We start from the raw sequence: 25,931 nt of genomic DNA on the forward strand, positions 1-25,931 counted from the left end.
AGTCATATTTTATTGCAGTTTCGACAAATAGTTTTTCTAAGGTTTGTAATCCATCACCTTGGTAAATAATAAATTCGTATGGACTTAAATGGGCGTGATCTGGGGCGCGCAGCCCTGCTTTAATTATGTTTTCTAGAACCTGTCCTTCCGGCGCGGGGGCTTTTAACTTGCTAAACGAAGAACGACTTAGCAATAATTCTAACGCGTCCATATATCCTCTAATGTGGTTGTATTCTCGCGAAATGGAGTAATAGTAAAAAGTTTCAATTATCTACGATTGATAGTATCACAGCCTTAAAGCCATTCTCTACAATGCATACGAATACAGAAAATAACTTCAACGACTGCTATTTTACCCACAGAGTAGTATTGAATATGTTGCCAAAAAGGAAGGTCAAGTACGTATGAGCTTTGAGGCCCAGCCATCGACACTGGTCCATTTGCCGCCTCCATAAACCAGTAATACTAATGTCATGATGAGGTAAGTTACGGCGAATTCGACCCCGTTATTTAAAATCGTAAAAGCGCCACTACTCGTCAGCCATTCATAATTACCATACTCTTGCAGTATCGATACTGCCATCTGTTTCTTTTCCGCCGAGGCCATCACGTTTTCATTAAAGAATATGGTGCCATCAGCTAACCAACTTGTACTATCTGCAATAGCCAACCAGCCATTTTTGGCATGAACAGACAATGCCGCAACGGCCATGGTAACGATAAGTGGTATCGCGGTAATTCGCGTAAGTAATCCGAATAATATGAACCAACCGCCAATAAACTCAGCCCCGGCTGCTAAACTCACCATTATTTCTGGTATTGGCAACCCTAGTCCCCACTCAGTATTTCCAAACCACTGCACCGTATCTTGAAAATTTACTAACTTTGTCCATCCAGCTTGGATAAACACTGGGGCAAGGTAGAGCCTTATTAACAACAATGGAATATCTTCCAATAAATTTAAATGTCCAACGATATAACGATACGTTTCCTGTATTTTTGTAAAACTACCCATGTTTTTGCCCTAACTTATTTATGACCACCAATACAAAAATAGACAGGTTGAGCTAATCTTTTATTTCACGTAGTCGACCTTAGTTCGCAGAAATATCAACAAATCTTCTCCATCGTTAGGTCGTATTCTCAAAATTAGGTGACGAAGCTAGGACATTAGACTAGAATTCGCCTCCCCCAAGCTAAAGAGTAATAAAACAATGCCAGCTATTATTTTACGCGGCGATCGCGTCAAAGCGATGAATCGCAAACACCCATGGATTTTTTCAAAAGCAATTAAAAAAGTCGTCGACAATCCTCAACTTGGTGAAACGATTGACGTCTTAGATCCAGATGGGAATTGGCTGGCGCGAGCGGCTTATTCTCCGCACTCTCAAATCAGAGCACGTGTTTGGACGTTTGACCAATCTCAAGACGTGGACCAGGCGTTTTTCGAAGCAAAAATTGAACGTGCGAATACAATACGTGACCGCATTATCAAAAACGGTAATCTAACCGGGTATCGACTGTTCGCAGCAGAGTCTGATGGACTACCTGGCGTAACCGTTGATGTATTTGACACTACGATTGTTATACAACTTGTGAGTGCAGGTGCAGAATATCAAAGAGACAACCTTATCGCTGCGCTAAGAGTTAAGTTTCCGTCGCACAACATCTATGAACGCTCTGATGCAGATGCACGTGGTAAAGAAGGGATTAAAAAGGCTCGTGGTATTATCCATGGAGAATTACCAAGCGAAGTTGTCATCGAAGAAAATGGGATCAAAGCTTATGTTGATGTAGAAAAAGGCCACAAAACAGGTTTTTACTTAGATCAACGTGACAACCGCCAAATTTTAGAACAGTTTGTAGCGGACAAGAAGGTTTTGAATTGCTTTAGCTATACGGGTACGTTTGGCCTTTACGCCCTTCGCGGTGGTGCAAGCCATGTCACAAATGTTGACATGTCTCAAGATGCATTAGACATTGCCAAGCGAAACGTAGAATTAAACGCGTTTGACATGAGCAAAGTCGACTTTGAGAAAAGCGATGTATTTAAGCTTTTACGTAAATATAAAGAAGATGGTGTTACTTTTGATGTTATCGTCATGGACCCACCTAAGTTTGCTGAATCAAAAGCACAGCTTACAGGGGCATGTCGCGGCTATAAGGACATCAACCGCATTGCTATGGAGCTATTAAACCCAGGTGGCTACTTATTGACGTTCTCTTGTAGTGGTTTGATGGAAAGTAATTTGTTCCAAAAAGTGGTTGCAGATGCGGCCCTTGATGCGAATCGTGACGCTGTCTTTGTACAAAAGTTACATCAAGCACAAGACCATGTTATTTCGAGTACTTACCCAGAAGGCTACTATTTGAAAGGGTTTGTTTGCCAAGTCTTCTAAGAACCTGTCTTGTATCGTTAGCGCCTGAACGGGCGCTAACTTTTTCGCTAATTTTAATACGTAATTAATACCTGCAAGTTTGTCTTTAATTTAGTGTTTAATACCAATTGATAAACCCTAAATAAAATCCCCCTAAAGTCGTCCTAACTCTCTTCTAAATCAAAATACAATTGTCGATTATCAGCTGTAATTAGACTAAAACCTGAAAGCATCCCTTTTTCATCGAGTTCCACTAATCCAGCGGATGATTGTGTGTGAAGATTTCGGTAGCGAAAGCGACTTTGTTTGGCCTTAAGTGGATGGTGTTCAATTTCCAATCTTCGACGCTTGGTAAAGATATTCAAAATACTATGAGGGGAATATAAAAACCTATCTACATAGTCAAAGAACTTTAATAGTTTAGGCGGGAACTGGTTTTTGAAACCACTGCACGTTAACTGCCAAATTCTATCGTCAACATCACTAAAGCGTCGTTCTGCAGAGAAGCAAAATGAATAATGAACGTCACCTGACATAATAATGACTTCATCTGGTGCATTTTCATGTCTCAACATATTCATTAATTTTTTCGCCGAACCTTGATGCGCCATCCAGTTTTCGACGTCGACTAACAACTCTTTACCAACCATCGAACATAGTTTTTGAACCACTTCGATAGACTTAACGCCAAAAACGGGTGCTGGTGATACGACTAAAATGGAGCCATCTGCTTTGAATAAATGGCGTTCAAATTCTTCTAAATGCGGAAAGTCCATTAGACCGCTTGGGTTTTTCGGATTAGTTTCACTTCTCCACCGGTGCGTTCGGGTATCGAGTACGACAATTTGTGGCGTTGAGTTGACTTCATAATTCCAATCAGAAAAATCAAATATTTGTTTTGCTAATGCTTTATTACTAAAGTCCGTTGCGCCGGATTGCATTTTAATGGCCTCTATCAACCCTTTGTTTTTCTCTGGCGCATTGCCCCAACTTTGAAATACTGCATAGGATAACAACGCATTTTTGATCATGTTACGCGTTAACTCATGCCCATAGATGTGCTCCTCCCAGTCGGCACTTAAATTCCAATCATCGGTCACATCGTGATCATCAAAGATCATTAACGTAGGAACGTTGGCCAATACCAATTCAAAATCAGGTAACGTTGCTATAAAGCCACGTAAGTTTTGCCAATCTTTATCAAACGCATACTGATTCTTTTGAGCAACAAAATCTTGAGCGTCATAGACAGCGTCTTCGACTAACTTCCAAGCTTTACTGGACCAGGTTAATAAATAACAGGCAAAAAACTCGTTTAGGCCGATTAGATGATTATCGTGATAACGCGCCGATATTATTTCGCTGCCATACCAAAAGTTTTTCCAGCGGCTTTGCATGTCTTTCTTTGGTAATAACGTGCTTCTTTCATTAATTGAATTAGTCCAACTTAACTCAGCCGGTGTCAAATCACCTAAGTCATCTAATGCCGTATAGAGCCCTAATCTTTTTGCCAGTGTCTGTACCGCAACCAACATAGGTGCAGCGACATCATCCGCATAAATTTGATCACCCGTCATTAAAAGGTAGTCGGCACGCTGACTAGGGTTGTCGTTAAACGACTCTGCAATGCCATTAAACGCATCTACGCTGGGGTGATCAGGTTTTCTGCACGAGCCTTGAATAACACTTCTAATTTGCGAACGGATATGGAATGAATAGCGACAAAAACCTGTAATCAAACTGTGGGGCTCAATAACCACATCATTGTCTATTGCAATATCGTAACCGTATTCTACATTGTTTTGCCAATTAATCGGTTTAGCTACGTCATATTCGTTTTCAGTACAGGCGGGTGATAACGGCTTAACCGTTACTAAATAAACAAAACAGTGTTTTCCTAACTCGACACAATCGACAGATTGTTGGACCAACAATTGAGCGGCGTCTTGGTCAGTGGGATTTTCATATACATTAACCGCTACTTCTAGCTGTTTTGTTGATACAAACCAAACATTTATCTGTGAGGAATCAACTAGCCTAAGAAAAGGCCCACAAATAACTGGGCCGTCTAAATCTTCCAAGCTTACACTGCTTGTCTCAGGACTATTAGTCTCCACCTTTGAAAATGTGGAGTCGTCTTTTTGCTCCTGCATTAGTCACTTCTTTTTTTGTAATTGACGTAATTAATGCTAATACTATCCCGTGTAATCTCTTAATATTCAAGATTATTGATGTAACAAATGGTTTGGATCAAACAAAATTTCCCGATTGATAATCCTTCAAAGCGACATCGATTTCTTTCATCGTATTCATAACAAAAGGTCCATATTGAACAATAGGTTCGTTGATTGGGTTGCCCATCAGAACTAAGAGCCCAACCTCATCATCAGCCTTAATTTTAGATAAGAGGACAGATTCCTTTACCTCATTCCCAACTGGATCCAAACCAGTTGTATCGCTTGGCCTTAAGCCGACTATTTGTTTTTCATTAATTACTTTGCCGTTTATTTCAACCGCTCCTTGATATACGTAGATAAATCCCTGACTCAATTTATCAAAAGATAGGGTTAGGGCTTCAGAGCCCACCAAAGAGACGTCATACATTTGCATATTAATGTCCTCTCTTTTCACTGGCCCTGCTTTGGAACTAAGCTTTCTCACATCACTAAGAGCATAATTCGTTGATGACTGACTAGACGCGAGGTTTTCTTTGATTCGACCTTCATCGTTCACGTCTGCAAAGGTTAACTGTTGGGCATCAAGTTGACCTGCAATGACTTTAACCCGTGCTCCCCTATCTTTCACAACTTCAATTTGTTCAGGCGGTATGTCTACGTAGTTAGGCTCTTGTAATTTATCTTTTGCCGCCAAATTTATCCACAACTGAAATCCAAACATCAATCCGCTATCTTGTTTGGGGGTTTCAGAATGAATAATGCCTTTACCAGCAGTCATATACTGCACACCACCTGAGCTAATAAGCCCACTTCCTCCTGTAGAGTCGTTGTGTTCCATACTTCCTTGGATCATATAGGTAAGCGTTTCAAAACCCTTATGTGGATGTGGCGGGAAACCTGCTATGTAATCATCGGCTACATCAGAGCGTATTTCATCTAACATTAAAAACGGGTCTATATTCTTTAGCCCGCCCTGACCTAATGCTCTCGTTAGTTTAACGCCTGCACCATCAGATGTTGGCATGCCAGGTAAAACCTTAAACACTTCTTTTAAGGGGCCGTTGACGTTTAATTTCTTGTTTTTAGTCGCGTTCATTGTAAAAGCGCCTTCTTTTTAATTAAGTTCTTACGAGTATACATTCTATAATGCTAATGAATATTGCTGTATTTAGACTATTACTTTCGAAATAATAGAACGAATAAAATCAACACAGCGCACTGCGCGTCATTCTGCAACCCTATTTCAAATCATGTTTGGCATGGCATTAATCGTTAACTATGCTTTAAAAATGTATACGAATTTAAACGCTACGTTTATTGATTATATGACCGTTTTTACTGAGTTTTACGATGCTGACTTGGTTTTCATTATTTGAGTATGAATTTTTATGGCAATAAAGAAGTGCAAATATAAGTCTTATGACGGACAGTGTTGCGAAGAAGAAGATCTGGGGTCTGGGTTTTGTTTTTGGCACGACCCAGATATTGACAAGTCTAATATGGATTTGTCTCAACGATTAGAAGAACACGCCAAATCCGGTGCACTTTTACAAGGCTTAAAATTAGCAAGGGCCAACCTTTCGAATGTGAACTTAGTCAAGCATGGCCACAAAACCGGTTATGATTTAAAACACAGCGACTTCTATCGCGCAAACATGTCGAATGCTCACCTTTTTAACGCCGATTTAGAAGGCGCATCTTTAATGAAGGCTAAGTTAAGTGAAGCTAACTTGCACTGTGCGAATTTACATAACTGTAATTTACTTGGCGTCAAGTTAACAAATGCGCGAATGGATAATGTAAAACTAGGCCAATATGTCCAACAAGAAGCCGTCGCCAAACGCGCTGAGCTTCGCGGTGAGCGTGAAAAAGCAGTCGATTTTTATGAACAATCTGAAGAGATCTATCGAGCATTGAGAAAAGCAGCAGATGACGATGGCTTAACAAAATTAGCAGGTAAACTCGCGTATAAAGAATTAACGATGCAACGAAAACAAAGGAAAAAGTTTTCCATGGAGCGGATCATGCTCAAATTGGTAGATTTGTTCTGTGGATATGGTGAAAAGCCAATGAATGTCATCATATTTTCGATGGGTCTCATATTGATATCAGCGTTAATGTTTTTCTTTTTAGGCGTCGACTCGGCAGATGGGATAATTAAATTCGATCCGAATCACAGTACTTTCAAAAATTTACAAGATTTGGGCAGTGCCATTTATTTTAGCGTCGTAACCTTCACCACATTGGGATATGGTGATATTCATCCACATGGTTTTGCACGGCTCGTTGCCACAATTGAAGCGTTTATTGGTAGCTTTGCTTTAGCACTGTATGTCGTTGTTTTTGTCAAAAAGTCCAGTCGTTAGTCCAGTTTTTTCCACATTTTGAGCAAAAAACAATCACTTGACAAAAAATAACTTTTTTTGAAACTTTTTTTCCTTTATAAGGTCTATTGTGTTGGATGGTATTGAACATCTTGAGACCGTGTTTAATATCATTTCTTCATTATTTAAGTTCCAGTATTTGGACGGGCCAGCACCCTGCTGGCCTTTTTTTGCACCTCAACCCTTTTGAAAAGCCATCTATAAAGGCTTATAGAGTGACGAACGCTTCTCGTCGTGGTTAGGTATTTTCCTGGGCGATTTCCTTTTCCATTAACATCCGGAGTCCAGAAACCCGACTGGTTTTCGTTGTGACCATTTGTTTTACCACATTTGAATGACCAAATAATGAAAATCGTGAACGAGCACGTGTAATGGCTGTGTACAGAAGCTCGCGAGATAAGAGGCGACTCCCTTTTCCTTCTTCAGGCAATACCAACAGCGTGTGATTAAACTCAGAGCCTTGGCTCTTATGGACGGTCATTGCATAAACACTTTCGTGCTGCGGAAGGCGTTGATTAAACATTTTCTTTACGTTGCCTTTAGCATCGATAAAGTAACTCACGACTTTATTCGTTTCGGGGTCAACCGCTTGAATACCAATATCACCATTAAATAGACCAAGGTGGTAAGCATTTTCTGTAATTAGAATAGGCCTTCCCGGAAAGTGTCTATCCCCTATAGAGCGTAATCCCCGATAGGCTAACATCGCTTCAAATTTAGCGTTGATTCCATCCACCCCTTGATCGCCATCTCTTACACAAGCCAATATTTGGAACAAACTCAGTTGTTTAAACAAACGCTTTATCGCCATGTGTTCTCGCATAACGGCATCGCTGCCATTATTGGTATTGTCATGGTTTAAGTCATGTAACGTGTTCTTATCCAAATCAATAGCTGTGGATGTTTTATTTTCTGTTTCATCGACAATAAGATTACTTGCCCGCTCACAAATGCCAGCAAAATGGTCAACAAGGCTACTTATCAATTGTTCAATAGAAATGGTTTTACTTGGCAGCATACTAAGGACGGGGTTTTCATCATCGCTAAAACTTTTTTCGAACGCTTCACGTGTTATTACCGCGTCGATCAGAATTTTTATCACATTGCTAATATCGCTATTTATTACCGCGTTAGATAACTGCCCGATGCCTCCATGAATATCAAAACGATAGCTTTTTTTAAGTTTCGTTAAGTTTAGGACTTGTGATTGTTGATGAAGAGTCAGATTCGTAAGTGGAGAACACAATTCTGCCAATATATTACCGGCTTCAACTGAGGCTAACTGTTGCTCATCACCAAGTAAAACCAGCTGCGTGGTTGGGGACAGCGCACTCACTAAATGGCTCATCATGGTGATATCGACCATAGAGGCTTCATCTAAAATCAATACATCTAGTGGTAGCGTATTCGTTTCATTAAAGAAGAACCCAGACCCTCTCGGCTTTAATAGACGATGAATCGTCGTTGCTTCCGTTGGTATCTTAGTTTTGATGTTAGAGTCCAAAGGTAGCCTTTCCAACCCATTGAGCAATGATTCGGTTAGCCTTAACGCGGCTTTACCTGTTGGCGCCGCTAACGCAATTTTTATTGGGTTTGCTGAGGTTACTGCTGGAGGTAGAGCTAAGTAATGTTCAATTATTTTGGCTAACAAATTGATAACAGTGGTTGTTTTACCCGTACCTGGCCCACCTGTAATGATGCTGAAACGATGTAGCAAGCTATTGTGAACCGCATGAAGTTGCCAATCAAAGTTGTCTGGGCTTTCGCACTCTTCAGTTAATGTATTCTGTAACGAGGCGTTCACAAGGTCTGCGTTTATAAAACCAAGTGCAGGACTAATTTGCCCTTGGCGCTTAAAGTATCTTGCTAGCTTTTCTTCATGACGGTAATTTCTGGTTAAAAATAATAATTGGCCATCTAGTAACAAAGGCCCTTGTGAATGACATGCAGTAAAGTTTAAAAGAAGCTTTTTCCATTCCGCCTGCAAAGGTAACTCTATACTTTTTGGATTTTCAAAACGTTCTGACCATTCCTTTAACAAGCTTGTTTCTGTAAGGTCCAAACAAGTACTTTGCTCGTTAATTCTTTTGATTAAAAGCGTTGCCAAGAAGCCAAGTAAGTTGAAGTTTTCCTCCTTAGGACTTGTCTTATCTTTTGTTGCTTTCGCCTCTTCGAAAATAACAAAACACGCAAACTGATATTCTAATTCGGTGATCATCCCAACCATTTTGTTGTGGTTTAGCCAACCGACTATGCCTTTTATTGGGGGCGTATATTCGGTACCTGAATATTTAACTAACTCTTCTTCTGCAGTGCTATCAGTGTCTATTTTACGTATAGCCTCTACTGATAAACTAAAGACTGATGGTGTTTCAAACTCCATTTTGTCCCTCCAATTCCTTATCATTTAGTAACGCGTTATCTAAATATTCTAACGCCTCTAATGGTACTCGATGATTAAAAATACCGTCATTTAGACCAGACCTATTGCTACCTGCACCGCGCAAGTACATATAAATGCCACCACCAAAATGAGCTTCATAATTATAATTTGGCATTTTGGCTAACAACCATTTATGTAATGCGTAACTGTAAATAAGTAACTGTAAATAGTAATTGTGATCGGACATGCTAATTTTTAATTGCTCGAGCTGATAGTCTTCTTGTTTTGACCCTAAGTAATTAGATTTATAGTCAAGAACATAAAACTTACCGTCGACGTAACAAGTTAAATCTATATACCCCTTAATCAAACCTCGCAAGCCATCACCGGACAACAACTCATTGTTATAATGTACATTTTCGAAACCGGATAATTGTAACGCGTTACTAATATCAACACTGGTTAATCGTTTTACCTCAAAATAAAACTCCATTTCATCGAGTCGCATCTCTTGGCTCAGGTCAGATAATGACCACGCACCACCTGCCGAATAATTGGGGTCAGGCGTCGCTGTTGTGTCTGCCAACATTGGGGTTTCTATTATTTTTTGCAGCCACGAACACAACGCATTTAGACTTGACCTAAACGCTAATTTATCGTCACCTGAGAGGCTTGATAAACGCTCGTTTATTTCATTGTCGATGTCGTTAAATTCAAATCCCTGTTCACTAGTTCCTGATGATTTAGCAATTTCTATAAGCGATTGGGCTAAGCCATATTTTGTTATGGCGTCTATTAATACCGTTGCTTGATTGAGTACGGGCTGTTGAAAATCCAAGTGCTCAAACATTTGGTGCAAGCAACTGCCTGCATTCGCTCCTTTTGGGAATAAGAACCTAAAAGACATCATAAAGTCTTCTCGCTTATCCTCTTCCATCACAGAGGCCGACGTCTTTAATAAAGACATCTCGCCATCGGCCAATGGTTCATCAGACACACCTGGAAGCCAATGCTCGGTGTTTTTGTTAGCTTGATCATTGTGGCTTGAATGATGATTTGACGTTTCTGAATGTGCGAGTGCTGAGAAGCTCAAAATCGACCATGTATTGTCTATCTTTCCATTAAACTCGCTTGTCGCTAATAAACTAGAATCATTATTAGCTCGACCGTCTAACTCAGTTGTATGGTTTGCCTGATTAAGTTGTTTGGCGTAATCATTATTTACATCAAACGAATTAAAAACATTAAACCGCGCGTGATCACTTTCAATCAACGGCTGAATATAATCAATCACGGCTTGTTGCCATTCAATGTCGGACAGCGAGTCTAGGTTATCGCCTAATACCAGACGCCCAAATGCGGAGAGGAAAACGCTGGATTTATTCATGCCTTTCTTGTCAATACGATTAAACAAGCCAAGGTGCAACTGATATTTAGCACGTGTCAACGCCACATACAGCAAGCGAATATCCTCTGCTAATCGTTCCTTTTCTGCCTTTTGGAGCTCTGAGTCCCGTTTGTCGACTCGATAGCAAAGTTTTTCATCCTCCGCAGAGTAATAAAGTGCATTCGCTTCTTTTTTAAACTCGGTCACAAAGGGTACGAACACAATGGGATATTCGAGGCCCTTTGAGCTATGCATAGTGACGATCTTTACCAAGTCGCTATCAGACTCAAGTCGCAGCGTTAGCGCTTCATTTTTGTCATTTTCGTTGATTGCGTTACGCGCCCAAATTAACAATTTTTCATGACCCGCCAATACTGCAGATTGCGCTTGTAGTAACTGTACGAGGTGACGGTAATCTGTAATGGTTCGTTCAAAATCGGCGTCGCTTTTTTGCCAGACCATCATAGAGTTAGCAAACCGTAAAATGCAGTCTAAAGCTGCGGTGACATTGCCTTCTTGCCAGTGTTCATTTGCGTTAAAGAACGCAACAATATGACGATACCAAATTTGCTCATTTGCTTGTATTGACAACAGTTCTTCAGGCGCATAACCAAAAAACAAGGTTGCAGTGGCCGCTTTTATCTTTTTATCGCTACTAGGTAAATTTATCGCTTCAAGGACCCTGACAAGATCTCTGGCCAATTCAGAGTCGAAAACATTGTCCTGACTTAAATAAACCGATTTAACATTTAACGCTGCTAAAGATTTTTTCACCATGGCAGCTTGATTACGGTTTCTTACTAAAACAGCAATATCTTTGCCTTGTATAGGCTTGATTTGGTTACCTGCTGATTTAAAAACATAACTAGATTGTTCTGCTGGTAACAACATTTTTTTGATGTCTAAGGCGGTTTGCCGAGCGAGTGTCAATACGGTTTCACTAAACGCCAACCCCACCAAATCGTCGCCTTCTTCTTGGTTTGGTGTTATGTGATTAACTAACAGTACGGGGGCGACTTGCTCAGGCTTATTCAAACAAACAAGTGTACGGTCAGATTCTCTGCCTGCATCAACCGGAATAAATGGGATTTGTTCGCTTTCGAACTCGTTTTTTGATTGACTAAATAAGTGATTAACCGAATGTATCAAACGTGGGTCTGAGCGATAATTCTTTGCCAATGTATAATGTTGGCTTTCATCAAGATTCGTTTTGGCCCTAATATAGGTATTGATGTCAGCGCCTCTAAACTTATAAATCGCTTGTTTGGGATCGCCAATCATTACCATAGTGGGAGAAAAGCTGACCATCGACGGTTGATCGTCCAAATGGCTTTCGTCAGCTTCTATTCGCTTGGTATTAGATGAAGATTCGTCATCTAGTGTATTGTCGTGCCCATAAATAGAATGAAAAATAGTATATTGAATCGGGTCTGTATCCTGAAATTCATCGATAAATGCCAACGGGTATTTTTGGCATATCGCTGATCGCAATACATTCGTGTCGTGTCTAAGAGCATCAGATAACTTAATCAATAAATCATCCGGTGTAAGTACTTGTTGCTCGTGTTTAATAGAACGTGCGCTCGCCTCAATGTATTGTTTTGCAAGTAAGAGCCAATAACCACGAACTTCTGGTGAAAAAGCTCTTTCCATCTGTTCAAAAGCACGATCAAACTTTAACGTAATAGGATGATCAATAGGCTTTCCCTTGGCAGAATATTTAGCGTTATCAATTAACTCATGAGTTGTATATAACTCGAGTGTCTCTTTAGACAATACGTACTCACCAAGTGGTGCTTGTGCAAACTGACTGATTTCATCAATATTTTTGAATGCTTTAACGCTTTTCTTTATGCCACTGTTTAGTACTACCTCTATAAAATCACTTGAGCGTAATGCTTCCCAAAGCCCTTTTATTGCGACTTTGTAATTTTTTAGGCGGGAGCGATATTCACGTTCGTCGATTACAGGGGTAATCGTCACTTGCTTGTCTAATAATGGCGCTAACTCTTTTTGCAATGTTGATGGGTTTTTCCAAAACGATTCGAACAATTGAAACTCTTCATCCACTAAACAAGTCGCATATCGTCGCCAGAAGTCATGCAGAGCTTGATTCACGAATTGGTTATTGTCCAAATCAAAAGACTGCTCAAAGCCCATTTGGGTTTCAAAGGCAAATTGGTTGAGTATGCGTTGACAAAAGCCATGGATGGTAAATATTGCTGCTTCATCAATCAGTGTAATGGCATTTTGAATCAAATGATAAACAGTCAAAACGGCATGTTCTGATATTTTTTGTACATGACTTGAAGAGGCATCAACATTGGAATATTTGATACACGCCTTTTCTACGACTTTTTGTACCATAGGGTCAATATTAGAAATACTTGGCAGCGGTAAAATGACGTCATTTTCGTCATCAAAGGCGTTTTGGTAGTGTTCCCACCACATCATAATTGTTTTTTGGGCTTCTTTTAGGCGATCGCGAATACGTTCTTTTAGTTCTTGGGTCGCAGCTTCCGTGAACGTTACAACGAGTATTTGATCGACACCTAACGTCTGAACATTGTCTCCATTTATAAGCCTACCATTACTGAGGCTGTCCTCACACATCGCGTTTGCGCCATCGATAAGGCCCAGGACCGCCCTTAAATATAGAGTGGTAATCGTGTAGGTCTTGCCAGTCCCTGCACTCGCTTCTATTAATGCGCTTTGATTTAATGGTAGCGCTAATGGGTCAAGTCTTTGCATTTACACACTCTCCTTAGCTTTTAACGAAACGGCTGCTAATACGGCGCGGTCCATGTAAGACGCTAGGTCTTTACGCTTTAACGTAATCAATGAATCGTTTAGAGGCATTACTAACGCTTTACTCGTCTCATAAAATTCGTCAGGTAACGCTTGGCTTGTCTGTTCAGTGTCAAAGGCATGAGTTACAAACTTTTCTTTGTACGGATCGACAGGAATACCATTGATTGGCTGCGTCATTTTTTGCAGTTCTAAGACCGTTTGTTGGCGACTAGCGTCTTCATCTGCCCCTTTATCCATAAACTTAAGATATTGTTTTGCCAGCGGTCCCGACCAATTAAAATAACGTTGTTTGGCGGTCAAGTTATACCATTTTCCAACCCAAAGACTGAGTTGTTCTAGCGCGTCGCTGAATTCGATAGGCTCAAACGCAACAAAGTTATTTGGCTTCAAAGAACAGATTACGGTCGCACCTGGCTGTTTATTTACGGTGCGGATCAGATGATAAATCCAACCTTCAACTTCATCTTCGTAGCGAATCTCTTTATGAAGCCTATTTATAATAAGTACACCGTCGTGTAGCTTGTATTGCCCGGAGAGTTCTAGCTCATGCCCTGCGTGTCTTTCTCGTTCTTTGTTGGGCACAGATAAACTAAATTTAAAAACTTGTTCCCCACTTTGATAGACGGATAAATTGTCAGAGCTAGAAAGTGCGACCTCACTTAGTAACTGATGCTTCTCAACTAGGCTATCTGCTTGATTTTGGTATTGGTTGAATAACGAACTTCCCCAACGACCTGAAGGAAATACACCAGAATGCAACGACTGCCATTGCATCGCCGCTCGTTCTGTTTCTTCTTGGGTTTTGACGAGTGATTCGACAAATTGATACTTAGTCAGCCCAGAATGTTCAAAAGGCTCTACATCATCATGGTTTTGTTCATCTAGTTGTAAGTTTATACCCAAAAGTTGGCGGTAGAAGTACTTAACAGGATTTTTGGCAAAACTTATCAGCTCTTGAACATCGACCGAAGTGCTTTCTAATGCTTGCTCTAACGTTGTAGTTGCATCGTTTGAGTTGACCTTTAACGCAGTACCCTTAGCATTTGATGTTGGGCTATTCGAGTCAGAATAGTTTAAGCGGTTCGCGACCTCAAGCCATTGCTTTTCAAATGTCCTATTAATTCCGTTTGGGTTTTCCTCAGCAAAGTAGACTTCATTATACGGTTGAAGCTTGTGTTTGACCACGAGCTTCTTTTTAACGCGTGCAGACTGGGCAAGGGAGTCCTCATCGTCTATTACATTTTCTGATTTGTCATCTAGCCATTTTTCATCAATAACAAAACTGTCACCTATATAATCTAACAGTTCGGCGAGTAACAATGACGGCGCTTGAGCTTGGTTATTTTTGTCGGATTGACCAACGTAACTAAGATGCAGTTTGTCTGAAGCGGAACATACCGCCTCTAAGAAAAGATATCTCTCATCAAGCTTTCTCGAGCGATCGCCCTTTCTTGGCTTGTTTTGATTAACGAGATCAAAGCTGAGTGGCTCGACATGACGAGGAAATTCACCATCATTTAAACCTAAGATATTTATTACTTTAAAGGGTACCGAGCGCATCGGCATTAATGTACAAAAGTTAATCCTACCTGCTAAAAACCTTTGTGATACACCGGTTTGATTAAGTGTTTGACCAATAACTTGTTGAACGACTACCGCATTAATAGGGTTAGTTTCATCTTTGTTTGTCTGATATTCGTTTAATGTTTTTACACTATCGCGTAACTGCTGCAAAACGTATGGTTGGATATCTTGATCAGCACTTTGATAATTATTTTGAATGCCATTAGACCGCTTTGCGGTTAAGCTGTGCCCCTCAAATAAGTCTTCAATGAGCTGTATCAATCGTTGCTGCCATTGACTGGCCGTCGCTTTTTGTTCAAAAACCGTCTTTAGATTTACCAAATAGCTCACGTAAGCCACTAACTTAGCCAACGTATTCGCCTTGAGCCCTTCAATCGCATCGAAACTAGGAATATTTTGCCAGTTAGATTGATTGCCACTGCTAACGCCCAACATCATACGTTTTAACCCAAATAACCAGGTATTGATATCGTCTGTTGGTAGGTTCCATTTTTCCTTTTGCTTACCGTCAATAGACCATTTGATATGAGTTTCATTGACCCATGCTTTAATTTCCTCTAACTCCACCATATCAATATCAAACGCACGCATAATCACCGGTACGGTAAGCCAATCCATTACGTCTGAAGATTTAAAGCGCGCAATAGGTAAACCAATTATTGAAACAAATGTATTTAGGATCGGATTTTCCTGCAGTCCAGAACGGTCCGATATCGCATAAGGCATAAATGTTTCAGCTGCTTGCAGGTTTTTACCAAATACAGAATCAATGAAGGGGGCATAATCATTGATGTCAGGAACCATTACCAACACATCTTTTGGCATTAGCTCTGGATCTTGTTCGAACGCATTAAGGAGCTCATCTTTTAGGACCTCTAACTCCCTCAATCTACTGTGGCAATTATGAATTTTAATAGAACCATCTTCTCTTAATAGGCGTTTTCCGGTATGTCGGTTCAATGCCTTAATATCTAGTGGTTCCTGTGACTGACGGTACTTTAGATCAAAAATATCCTGCTGTACGTGACTTAGTAACGTCTCCTCAGGTCTTGGATAAAACAAATCATTGAATGAAACATCTCGCTCTGACAAAGCGTCAAGATAGTCCCGGCCTATTTTTCCCCAGCTAGCCAATAGCGGGTTCCCTGAAACGAAATAAGACGCTTCGCCCTGTTCCATTAGTTCGAGCCTTTGTTTACTTATTCTTGCCTTGGTTTTTTCACTTAAAATATCGCCCCAATAATACTGGCAAGGATTGAGCCATAAAACATCTACACTGATGTGTCTAGAAAGCGCTTCAAAAACATCAAGTTGGTGTGTAGGGATACTAGAGATACCAAAAATAAAAAGCCTTGATGGCATTGCATTCAAAAACTCTGGTGGGATTGGCTGACTCAGCTTTTCCAATAGTGTTTGGTGTAGGGTGTGGCGGTTGTGAGAATTAATACCCAAGTCATTAATACGAGCATTAAGAGAACGCCACAATATTGCTTGCCACTGTTGGTGGCCAATATCATCGTTATTAGGTAAATCATTGGCACCTGTTTCCCAATGCTCTAACCACTCTGGTCGATACATTAAATAGTTGTCGTAGGCATCGGCGATTTTTTCACTTAGTTTAAACTTCTTTAGCTCAACAAAGTCCTGCCCTACCGCTTTCTCTGTATCGGTTACATTTAGGTATTCTTTGATACTGGCAAATTCTGGTTTGTCGACATGCTCGACAAGCACTCTATTAATGTGCCAACGCAATCGATCTTTATTAAAGACGGAAGATTCTGGTACATCAGGAATTAATGTTTTATATAAATTCCAAATAAAGCTACTTGGCAAAGGAAAGTTTAGATTGGCTGCTATTCCAAGCTTTTGAGCAATATTAATTTTGAGCCACTCTGACATACCGGGACTTTGTACCAATATGACTTCTTCTTTAAATGGATTACTATCAATAGGTAAACGTAGTTGCTCTGCTAAAACGGTTGCTAGTACATCTAAATGATTGGATTGAAAAACATTAAATTTAGTCGCGTCCATTAGAACCTTTAAAATTATTTTTGTTGTAGGTTATGACTGAATGTAAAATGAGGGTTTCGAAAATTTGAACAAAAAGACTTAGTACTGGTGTCCCAAATACTTGTCGATTAGTGTAGCGATATGTTCCATCACTTCTGCGTCCATTTGGTCGAAATCTTTGCCTATAACATCAAGCATCTTGCCAGCTTGATTCTCACTCAATAACCTGTCGCCATAAGAGTAGTCAATCTCTGCCAGAGTTTTGTCATAACGGGGAACGATATTCCAGTCGAGAAATTCGCTTTGGTGTTTGTCAAAATAACACTGAGCTAATTTACAATAAGACTCAATATGATCAGCCCCATCTGGTCCTAGCGACCCAGGTTCAACTCTTACTGTAACTAGCACTTTATTCGACATTTTTACCGTACCTATATGCCCTGCAAAAACCAGAAATCTCTATTTATTCTGATAGTTTCCAATTTAAAAGTCTTAATGAATAAAAACAACCAGTTTATTTTTGCTGTGTAGCTATTTTGTACACACGTTATGAACGCCAAGCCAAACATAAACAGGTGTTTATGTAGGTATAGCGCAATTTAGGCCAAATCGTTAGCTTGTATACCAAACACCAACATTTTGAAAACAATCAATGCTGTCTAAAGCCATGTGTATCAGCAACCCTATTCCTACTAACCTTGTTTTTGGCCAGAACAAAAGCACGATGTACAAAGCAATAAAAGGAAAAGTATGAAATGGATGAAAATTAATACTGCAACGCAAAGGGTCATAGATTGGTGTGGCTACCAAATGGTCGATGTCAACAATCATTGTTAATAGCATAACCACTAACGCTTTTAACCAAGTGTTACGATAAAACAAAAATGCGACACATAATGGTACTAGAAAATGTAAAAATAGATGAAAGATGACCAACTCCAAAACAACAAAGGCGAGAATAACAATGGCCTATATTCTAACTGACAACTTTTGAATGCCCAATAGATTTGTAATTGATCTAAAGTGAGTAAGCGTGCATGATCGCCACAACTTTAAATCTTAATGCGATGTATTATTCATGAAAGTCATTTCTTTTAATATAAACGGGCTTCGAGCTCGACTACACCAATTACAAGCGCTTATCGAAAAGCACAACCCGGATATTATTGGTCTTCAAGAGACGAAAGTACACGATGAAGCGTTCCCAGAAGAAGCCGTAAACGAGTTAGGTTATAAGGTTTTTTTCCACGGTCAAAAAGCACATTACGGCGTGGCAATGTTAGTACGTAATGATATAGCAGATAACGTCGTGAAAGTTCAAAAAGGGTTTCCAACCGACAATGATGAACATCAAAAGCGAATGGTCATGGTAACGGTTGATTACAACGGTGAATTGGTCACCGTCCTGAATGGCTATTTCCCGCAAGGTGAAAACATAGAACACGAAATCAAATTCCCATATAAACGCGCCTTCTACAAAGATTTAATGACCTATCTAAATGAATATGAGTCAGCGGATGGAAATGTCATCGTTATGGGTGATATTAATATTTCACCAGAAGATATCGACATCGGTATTGGTGAACCTAACCGCAAGCGTTGGTTAAAAACAGGCAAGTGTTCATTCCAGCCAGAAGAGCGTGAATGGTTAGCAACGTTAAAAGGCTGGGGATTCAAAGATACTTTCCGAACTCTTCACCCAACAAAAACTGAACAATATTCGTGGTTTGACTATCGCTCTCGAGGCTTTGATGATAACCGTGGGCTTAGAATCGATGTTGTTTTGGCGACGGAGTCACTCAATGAGCGTGTCATTGATGCTGGAATTGACTATGAACTACGTGGTATTGAAAAGCCTTCCGATCACGCGCCAATTTGGTCGACGTTTAAACTTTAAAAGTGATGTAATCAACTAGGTAATACCTAGTTAACAACAAAACAAAAGGCAGCTGAGAAGCTGCCTTTTGTTGTTAAGCGTTTAAAATCCTATGCGGTTATTACACTTCTTTCGATTGGTGCCACTCAAAAATCATTATTAACGGAACCACCTTAAAAATATCGTGCACTAATTACGTTTGTTGAAGATACGATTGAGCAGAAAAGCTAAGTCCATGTAGGTTAAATGGCGGTTGGCTTTTTTTGATCCAGGTAACGGGCCAGGCCTATCGACAACCTTATTTTTAGCCTCTTCCTTTCTCGAGTGAGTCGCTTCAACATATTCAAACTGGTCTTGAGATAAGCTTTTTTGTTCTAACTCGCGATACCAAGACTGTAACCCAATTGGTAAACGCAATTCTGCCTGTTTACCCAGTTGGTAGTAACCATGAAAAGGCATCGATAAAACGAGCAACGTCATCGCTAGTGAAACGTTTAAATAGTCGAACCCGAGTTGACTGACTTGGAGCCAAATCGTCAACACCGCGATCGCTGGCGAGACCGTCATCGCTAAATCGGTCAGTTTGATCACCTTTGTTTGGTCAAACATTTGTAAATATGGCTCTTTTTTGGGCCACGTTTGACTAAATTTATAACCTAATTTTACTAATTTATACAAAATCCACATCCACTAACTAAGTTATATGAGTATACTATTATAGATAATCTATCCGTTAAGTTTTAATTCGTTTATAAATCCGTTGTAAATCAATTTGCCCATCGGCGTAAGGAAGCTATGAAGTCAACATCCCAAGTTTCTCAAAGCAGTTCACCCTCTGTCCTCGTTCTTAATTGCGGCAGTTCATCGTTTAAGTTTGCCCTGCTCGACAGCCAAACTGGCGACGAACAATTATCCGGCTTAGCCGAGCGACTTGGAGATAAAGAAGCTTCTATAACCATAAAACGCAATGGTAACAAAAATAGATTACCTTTGAATAAAAACAATGAGCATTTGGGTGCCATCAATGTACTCGTTGAAAACCTTAAAGAATTAAATTTAGCTGAATCTGTCGTGGCTATTGGCCATCGTGTTGTGCATGGTGGAGAGACTTTCACCTCTAGTGTATTGATTGATAATGACACTATTTCATCTATCGAGGCCGTCTCCTCATTGGCACCATTACACAACCCGGCAAATATCACAGGTATAAAAGCCGCTCAGGTGGCTTTTCCTGATGTCCCGCAAGTGGCTGTTTTTGATACCGCTTTCCATCAAACTATGCCAGCAAAGGCGTTTTTGTACGCTATCGACAAGACTCTTTACCGAGAACACGGTATTCGACGATATGGTTTTCATGGAACCAGTCATTACTTCGTTGCGAACCAAGCCGCGATAGAATTAGAAAAAGCAATAGATCAAACAAGTGTCATCACTGTACATTTAGGCAATGGCTGCTCAGTATGTGCCATTAGCGAAGGCAAAAGTGTCGATACATCCATGGGTCTTACACCTATGGAAGGTCTAGTTATGGGCACTCGTAGCGGAGATCTAGACCCTGGTGCCATCATTTATTTAATGAGAAAACACGGATACGATGCAGACAAGCTAGATTCATTACTTAACAAAAAAAGCGGCTTGCTTGGTTTAAGTGAATTATCAAATGACTGTCGAACGCTTGAAGAAGCCATTGATGGCGACAATGAAGAGGATAAGCAAGCAGCAACACTAGCGCTCGACGTATTCAGCTACCGGGTTGCAAAATACATTGCCAGTTACACTTGTGCATTGTCATCGCTCGATGCGGTCGTATTTACAGGTGGCATAGGTGAAAACTCGAGTTACCTTCGAACTCAAATCATCGAAAATTTATCCGTCTTGGGATTACAAATCGACGAGAACAAAAATACTGCCGCGCGATTCGGTCAACAAGGGCCTATTCATAGTAACACTTCAACCGCTCAGATTTTTGTCATACCGACCAACGAAGAACTTGTCATTGCCCAAGATGCCCTGCGTTTAATCGGTGAGAGCAACAATAGTGATAACGCGTCCAAGCAATCAAAGGTGGAGGGATAATCGATGGCACACCGTATTATGTTGGTTCCGGTTGGCTCTGGTGTTGGTTTAACATCCGTTACGCTTGGTCTTTTTCGAGCGTTAGAGCGTAAAGCCGTCAAAGTTAACTTTTTCAAACCTATCTCACAACCACTAAGTGGCGATAAAGGTCCTGAAAAAACCACTCAAATACTAAAAAATGTTGCACATATAAACCCGCCAGAGCCATTTTCTCTCCAATATGCAGAAACACTCATTGGCGATGGTAACGTTGACATTCTATTAGAAGAAATCGTCGAACGATTTGAATCTACGATTAAAGATGACGAAGCGGTGATAATAGAAGGTTTAGTCCAAACCAAAGACCAAGCCTATGTAAATAAAATAAACCGTCAAATTGCGACAGCACTTGGCGCGGACGTCGTATTTGTTATTGCCCCAAGTAACTCATCCTTGAGTTCGATAGAAGATCAGTTAGAGATCACCGCCAATAACTATGGCGGTTTTGACAATGAACACGTTATCGGTGCAATCTTCAACAAAGTTAATGCCCCACGTGACCTAAAAGGTAACTTAGCTAACGATTTTTCTGAAGCCTTGACGGTGAGTGAAGAAGACGACCTAATTAATACCTACCAGAAGCTGTCAATTTTCTCTAAAAAATTCAAGTTACTTGGAGCGGTGCCGTGGAACCCTGATTTGATTGCGCCAAGAGTAAAAGACTTAGCTGAATACATGGACGCTAAAGTCATTAACGAAGGTGACATAGAGTTTAGACGACTCAGAAGTATTACCGTTTGTGCTCGTACTGTTGGCAATATTCTTGGACGTGTTCGACCTGGTGTGCTTTTAGTAACACCAGGTGACCGTTCTGATGTACTTGTAGCAGCTTCATTATCAGCCATGAACGGTACAAAGCTGGGTGCTATTTTATTGACTGGTGGTTTTCAGCCTGAACCGTCTATATTAGAATTGTGTAAACAAGCATTCGATACTGGCCTACCGGTTTTAAGTACGCAATCAGACACATGGGATACATCCCTGTTATTACAAAACTTCAATATGGAAGTCCCCGTTGATGATGAACAACGAATCGAACGAGTAAAAGATCATACTGCCCGTCATATTTCAGACGATTGGATTCAGAGCCTGACTGAAAATGTCGCGAAGGTACGTAAACTCTCGCCAGCGGCATTTCGTTATATTTTGACGGATAAAGCTCGCAAGGCAAACAAAACCATTGTATTGCCCGAAGGCAACGAACCTAGAACCATCAAAGCCGCTGCTATTTGCGGCCAACGTGGTATTGCTAAATGTATTTTACTTGGCGATCCTGAAGAGATTTTGCTTATCGCAAAGCAACAAGGCGTAGAGCTAGGCGACAATGTCTCGATTAAAAACCCATCAAAAGTCCGTCACCGTTACGTAGAACCGATGGTCGAGATCAGAGCTCATAAAGGGTTAAAAGCCGTTGTTGCAGAAGAACAATTAGAAGACAACGTAGTGTTAGGTTCTATGATGTTGGCATTAGACGAAGTTGACGGCTTGGTATCAGGTGCAGTCCATACCACTGCTAACACGATTCGACCACCGTTACAGTTAGTCAAAACGGCACCAGGTGCTTCATTGGTTTCTTCCGTTTTCTTTATGCTATTACCTGATCAAGTACTTGTTTATGGTGACTGTGCTATCAACCCAGATCCAAACGCTGAACAATTAGCAGATATCGCAATCCAATCTGCAGATTCAGCAGCTGCATTTGGTATCGAGCCTAAAGTAGCAATGATTAGTTACTCAACGGGTACGTCTGGTACCGGTGCTGACGTTGATAAAGTCAGACAAGCAACTGAAATCGCAAAACAAAAGCGTCCTGACTTGATCATTGACGGGCCCTTACAATATGACGCCGCTGTCATGGAGAATGTAGCTCGTAAAAAAGCACCGAACAGTCCCGTCGCGGGTCAAGCAACGGTGTTTGTATTCCCTGATTTGAATACAGGTAATACGACCTATAAAGCCGTGCAACGAAGTGCCGACGTAGTGAGTATAGGGCCAATGTTGCAAGGTATGCGTAAGCCTGTAAATGATTTATCGCGTGGTGCTTTAGTAGATGATATTGTTTATACCATCGCCTTAACTGCGATCCAAGCGAGTCAAATTTAAGATCAAACTGTTGATAAAAAGCTCGGTGTTGCTTTTTTAACCTTATTTATTAACGCCATAGGTGACAAGGGGTTGAGGTATTTACACCGAGTAACCAACATAGTTATCCACAGATATTGTGAGTAACAAAAGCTAAATAAATGATCTTATTGTGAATACATGTTCAAATAAAAAATTGAACGATAAAATTTTTAAAAGTGACAAAAACAAGGAACCGCAATGCCAAAGCAAACGCTTCAGCATTTAGAAGCGCCACTAACCATTCATAGTCAAGGGCCTGAAGTCGACATTCCTAGTCAGGTTCTTAAAGCTGAACTGTTTTTTATCGCAAAAACTGCAGATGAACTATCGATTGTATGTCCGTCTGACATTCAAATTGACAGCATTGAGAGTGAGTCTGGGTGGCAAGCGCTGGAAGTACTGGGCCCATTAGGATTTTCACTCACTGGTATTATGTCTAATATATCGGGTGTTTTGGCTGATGCTCAAATTAGTATTTTTGCCGTATCCACCTTTGACACAGACTATATCTTGGTAAAGAAAGACAGTATGAATGAAGCGATACAGGCCCTTCGAAAAAATGGCTATAAGGTATTGTCAGACAGTTATTAATAGCAATGTGATTTGACTAAGGATCAGTATGTCATTCTCTAGGTTTAATCCAATAATAAAAGAAACCACTCCAGATAAAGTTGCTGGCATTAAAATAATGGCACCCGCTTCCGGCGAAGTCACCATTATTGACAGTGAAGCGGCAAGTAACAGTCAAGAAGGCGTACAGATTAAACTGGCTGGTCATCATGTTCTAGCGCCATTTTCAGGCTTGGTAAGCCAAGTTGATTACAGTCACGGCCACATCATTCTTAAAGCTAAGAATAACATTCGCTTCGCCATACAATTACCTCCTTCCTACAGCAAGTTTTTAGGTGAAGGTGTAAAAATGTTGGTAAAAGAAGGTCAAACAATCGCAGCCGGACAAGACATCATGACACTTGACTTGTATAAAGTGCAGTTACACTTAAAACCGGCTGTATTACAAGTCATTTTGCTAGACAATAATCCCTTTAGTCGTGTGTTAGTACCATTAAAGAACGTAGAAGCAGGCAAAGATATTTTATTTAGCTTAATCCCTAAGCCGACAAAGCCAAATAGCTAGTTCATTAACGCATAGCAAAAGACTTAAATAGAGACATCTAACGTACAAGAGAAGTAATTATGAAAAACGTCACCATGTTCGGTATCAAAAACTGCGATACCATTAAAAAAGCCAAAAAGTGGCTAGAGCAGAATAACATTGAATATACCTTCCACGATTATCGTCAAGACGGAATAGACTCGCAGTGGTTAAAAACAGCGATGTCAGAATTAGGGTGGGAAGTTGTTTTGAACAAACGTGGAACAACCTACAGACAATTAGATCAAGACATTAAAGACAACATGGATGAAGCAACTGCACATGAAGTGATGCTAGCGCAACCAGCCATGATTAAGCGCCCTATTCTTGCCGTAAACGATTCACTGTTTATTGGTTTTAAAGCTGAGCAATATAGCGAGATTTTTGAATCATAATATGACTACTAATAATCTGTTTCATAAAGAAACCATTCAATTAACGAAAGCGCTCATTGAAAGGCAATCAGTTACACCAGAAGACGCAGGATGTCAGCAATTAATGGATGATTACCTTTCCCCATTAGGTTTTAACATCGAGTCCATGTATTTCGTTGACACGTTAAATATGTGGGCTAGAAAAGGTAACGAGGGCCCTGTCTTCTGTTTTGCCGGACACACAGACGTGGTTCCAGTTGGTGACCCAAGTCACTGGAAAACACCACCATTCACACCAACGGTTATCGATGGTCACATTCATGGGCGTGGCGCTGCTGACATGAAAGGCTCGCTTGCTGCAATGTTGGTCGCGACCAAACGTTTTGTGACTGACTATCCAGACCACAAAGGCAGTATTGCTTTTTTGATCACGAGTGATGAGGAAGGCCCTTTTATCAATGGCACGACTCGAGTTATTGATACATTAGAAGCACGTAATGAAAAAATAGATTATTGTATCGTCGGCGAGCCATCGAGCACCAACTACTGCGGAGATATCGTTAAAAATGGCCGTCGTGGTTCACTCACTGCTTATTTAAAAGTGAAAGGCGTGCAAGGACATGTGGCGTACCCTCATTTGGCTTCCAACCCAATTCATTTATCAGCACCGTTTTTAGCTGAACTCACACAAATGACGTGGGATGAGGGAAATGATTATTTTCCGCCAACTACGATGCAAATATCTAATATGAACGGCGGAACAGGTGCCGGAAATGTCATTCCAGCAGATGTCGATATCCAGTTTAACTTTAGATATTCAACGGAAGTCACCGCTGAGATTTTAAAAGCCAAAGTGGTAGAGCTATTAGAAAAGCGCAGTTTAACCTTTGAATTAGATTGGATTCACAATGGCCAGCCGTTTTTGACCGACAAAGGTACATTGTTAGAGTCGGTCAACGAAGCCATTACCAAAGTTGTGGGTAAACCGGCAGAGCTCAGTACGTCTGGAGGAACCTCTGACGGTCGCTTCATTGCGCCTACTGGCGCTCAAGTTATTGAACTTGGTCCATGTAATGCAACCATCCACAAAGTCGACGAAAACGTCAGTATTAAAGACTTAGAGGACTTAACAGATATGTATTACCACACCCTAATTGGATGTTTGACATAAC

19 protein-coding genes are annotated in these 25,931 nt (G+C 40.5%); 9 read left to right on the plus strand and 10 right to left on the minus strand.

Annotation, left to right across the window (positions count from 1 at the left end):
* Positions 1-211: nitroreductase family protein (locus AC4E96_RS09480; RefSeq protein ID WP_490255643.1), on the minus strand; the 211-nt coding region annotated here is incomplete at its 3' end.
* A 183-nt stretch (positions 212-394) separates the two neighbouring features.
* Positions 395-1,015, minus strand: coding sequence for an HvfX family Cu-binding RiPP maturation protein (locus AC4E96_RS09485; RefSeq protein WP_488032265.1), 621 nt, complete (start codon positions 1,013-1,015; stop codon positions 395-397).
* A 199-nt stretch (positions 1,016-1,214) separates the two neighbouring features.
* Here AC4E96_RS09485 and AC4E96_RS09490 point away from each other — a divergent pair, with 199 nt between their 5' ends.
* Positions 1,215-2,399, plus strand: coding sequence for a class I SAM-dependent methyltransferase (locus tag AC4E96_RS09490; RefSeq protein WP_488032264.1), 1,185 nt, complete (start codon positions 1,215-1,217; stop codon positions 2,397-2,399).
* Between the two features lie 143 nt (positions 2,400-2,542).
* Here the strand turns inward: AC4E96_RS09490 and AC4E96_RS09495 are convergent, their stop codons facing one another.
* Both AC4E96_RS09495 and AC4E96_RS09500 read right to left on the minus strand, forming a co-directional pair.
* Positions 2,543-4,531, minus strand: coding sequence for a metallophosphoesterase family protein (locus tag AC4E96_RS09495; RefSeq protein WP_490255644.1), 1,989 nt, complete (start codon positions 4,529-4,531; stop codon positions 2,543-2,545).
* Positions 4,532-4,628: 97 nt separating this feature from the next.
* The gene (locus AC4E96_RS09500; RefSeq protein WP_490255645.1) at positions 4,629-5,651 is read right to left on the minus strand and encodes a pirin family protein; all 1,023 of its coding nucleotides are present in this window, start codon (positions 5,649-5,651) and stop codon (positions 4,629-4,631) included.
* Between the two features lie 292 nt (positions 5,652-5,943).
* On the opposite strand from AC4E96_RS09500, the gene AC4E96_RS09505 reads away from it, so the two are divergent.
* Entirely contained in the window at positions 5,944-6,921 is a 978-nt protein-coding gene (locus AC4E96_RS09505) for a pentapeptide repeat-containing protein (RefSeq protein WP_490255646.1), read from the plus strand.
* Between the two features lie 256 nt (positions 6,922-7,177).
* Here the strand turns inward: AC4E96_RS09505 and recD are convergent, their stop codons facing one another.
* The 5 genes from recD to AC4E96_RS09530 all read right to left on the minus strand — a co-directional run bounded on the left by recD (position 7,178) and on the right by AC4E96_RS09530 (position 18,059).
* Positions 7,178-9,322 (minus strand): exodeoxyribonuclease V subunit alpha, encoded by a 2,145-nt coding sequence (gene recD, locus AC4E96_RS09510; protein WP_490255647.1) that lies wholly within the window; start codon positions 9,320-9,322, stop codon positions 7,178-7,180.
* Positions 9,312-13,460 carry a UvrD-helicase domain-containing protein gene (locus tag AC4E96_RS09515; RefSeq protein WP_490255648.1) on the minus strand — a complete coding sequence of 1,383 codons (4,149 nt, stop codon included), beginning with the start codon at positions 13,458-13,460 and terminating at the stop codon, positions 9,312-9,314. Before AC4E96_RS09515 ends, recD begins: the two co-directional genes overlap by 11 nt.
* A complete protein-coding gene (recC, locus tag AC4E96_RS09520) occupies positions 13,461-17,138 on the minus strand; it encodes an exodeoxyribonuclease V subunit gamma (RefSeq protein ID WP_490255649.1) in 3,678 nt (1,225 codons plus the stop codon).
* Positions 17,139-17,216: 78 nt separating this feature from the next.
* Positions 17,217-17,537, minus strand: a complete 321-nt coding sequence (locus AC4E96_RS09525) for a hypothetical protein (protein WP_488032258.1) — start codon at positions 17,535-17,537, stop codon at positions 17,217-17,219.
* Positions 17,538-17,729: 192 nt separating this feature from the next.
* Entirely contained in the window at positions 17,730-18,059 is a 330-nt protein-coding gene (locus AC4E96_RS09530) for a DUF6122 family protein (protein ID WP_490255650.1), read from the minus strand.
* 136 nt (positions 18,060-18,195) lie between these two features.
* Here AC4E96_RS09530 and xthA point away from each other — a divergent pair, with 136 nt between their 5' ends.
* Entirely contained in the window at positions 18,196-19,014 is an 819-nt protein-coding gene (xthA, locus tag AC4E96_RS09535) for an exodeoxyribonuclease III (protein ID WP_488032256.1), read from the plus strand.
* A 168-nt stretch (positions 19,015-19,182) separates the two neighbouring features.
* On the opposite strand, the gene AC4E96_RS09540 is transcribed toward xthA, so the two are convergent.
* On the minus strand, positions 19,183-19,680 hold the full coding sequence (locus AC4E96_RS09540; RefSeq protein ID WP_490255651.1) for a DUF412 family protein: 498 nt from the start codon (positions 19,678-19,680) through the stop codon (positions 19,183-19,185).
* Positions 19,681-19,788: 108 nt separating this feature from the next.
* Between AC4E96_RS09540 and AC4E96_RS09545 the strand changes: the two genes are divergently transcribed.
* The 6 genes from AC4E96_RS09545 to dapE all read left to right on the plus strand — a co-directional run bounded on the left by AC4E96_RS09545 (position 19,789) and on the right by dapE (position 25,930).
* Entirely contained in the window at positions 19,789-21,069 is a 1,281-nt protein-coding gene (locus tag AC4E96_RS09545; protein ID WP_488032254.1) for an acetate kinase, read from the plus strand.
* Positions 21,070-21,072: 3 nt separating this feature from the next.
* Positions 21,073-23,211, plus strand: a complete 2,139-nt coding sequence (pta, locus tag AC4E96_RS09550) for a phosphate acetyltransferase (RefSeq protein ID WP_488032253.1) — start codon at positions 21,073-21,075, stop codon at positions 23,209-23,211.
* Positions 23,212-23,430: 219 nt separating this feature from the next.
* Positions 23,431-23,823 carry an ACT domain-containing protein gene (locus AC4E96_RS09555; RefSeq protein ID WP_488032252.1) on the plus strand — a complete coding sequence of 131 codons (393 nt, stop codon included), beginning with the start codon at positions 23,431-23,433 and terminating at the stop codon, positions 23,821-23,823.
* 28 nt (positions 23,824-23,851) lie between these two features.
* Positions 23,852-24,367: a PTS glucose transporter subunit IIA gene (locus AC4E96_RS09560; protein ID WP_488032251.1), complete on the plus strand. Its 516-nt coding sequence runs from the start codon at positions 23,852-23,854 to the stop codon at positions 24,365-24,367.
* A gap of 59 nt (positions 24,368-24,426) precedes the next feature.
* A complete protein-coding gene (locus AC4E96_RS09565) occupies positions 24,427-24,780 on the plus strand; it encodes an ArsC family reductase (protein ID WP_490255652.1) in 354 nt (117 codons plus the stop codon).
* A gap of 1 nt (position 24,781) precedes the next feature.
* Complete coding sequence (dapE, locus tag AC4E96_RS09570) at positions 24,782-25,930, plus strand: succinyl-diaminopimelate desuccinylase (protein WP_490255653.1); 1,149 nt, start codon at positions 24,782-24,784, stop codon at positions 25,928-25,930.
* Position 25,931 lies beyond the last annotated feature (1 nt).

The organism is Psychrosphaera sp., from assembly GCF_982872775.1.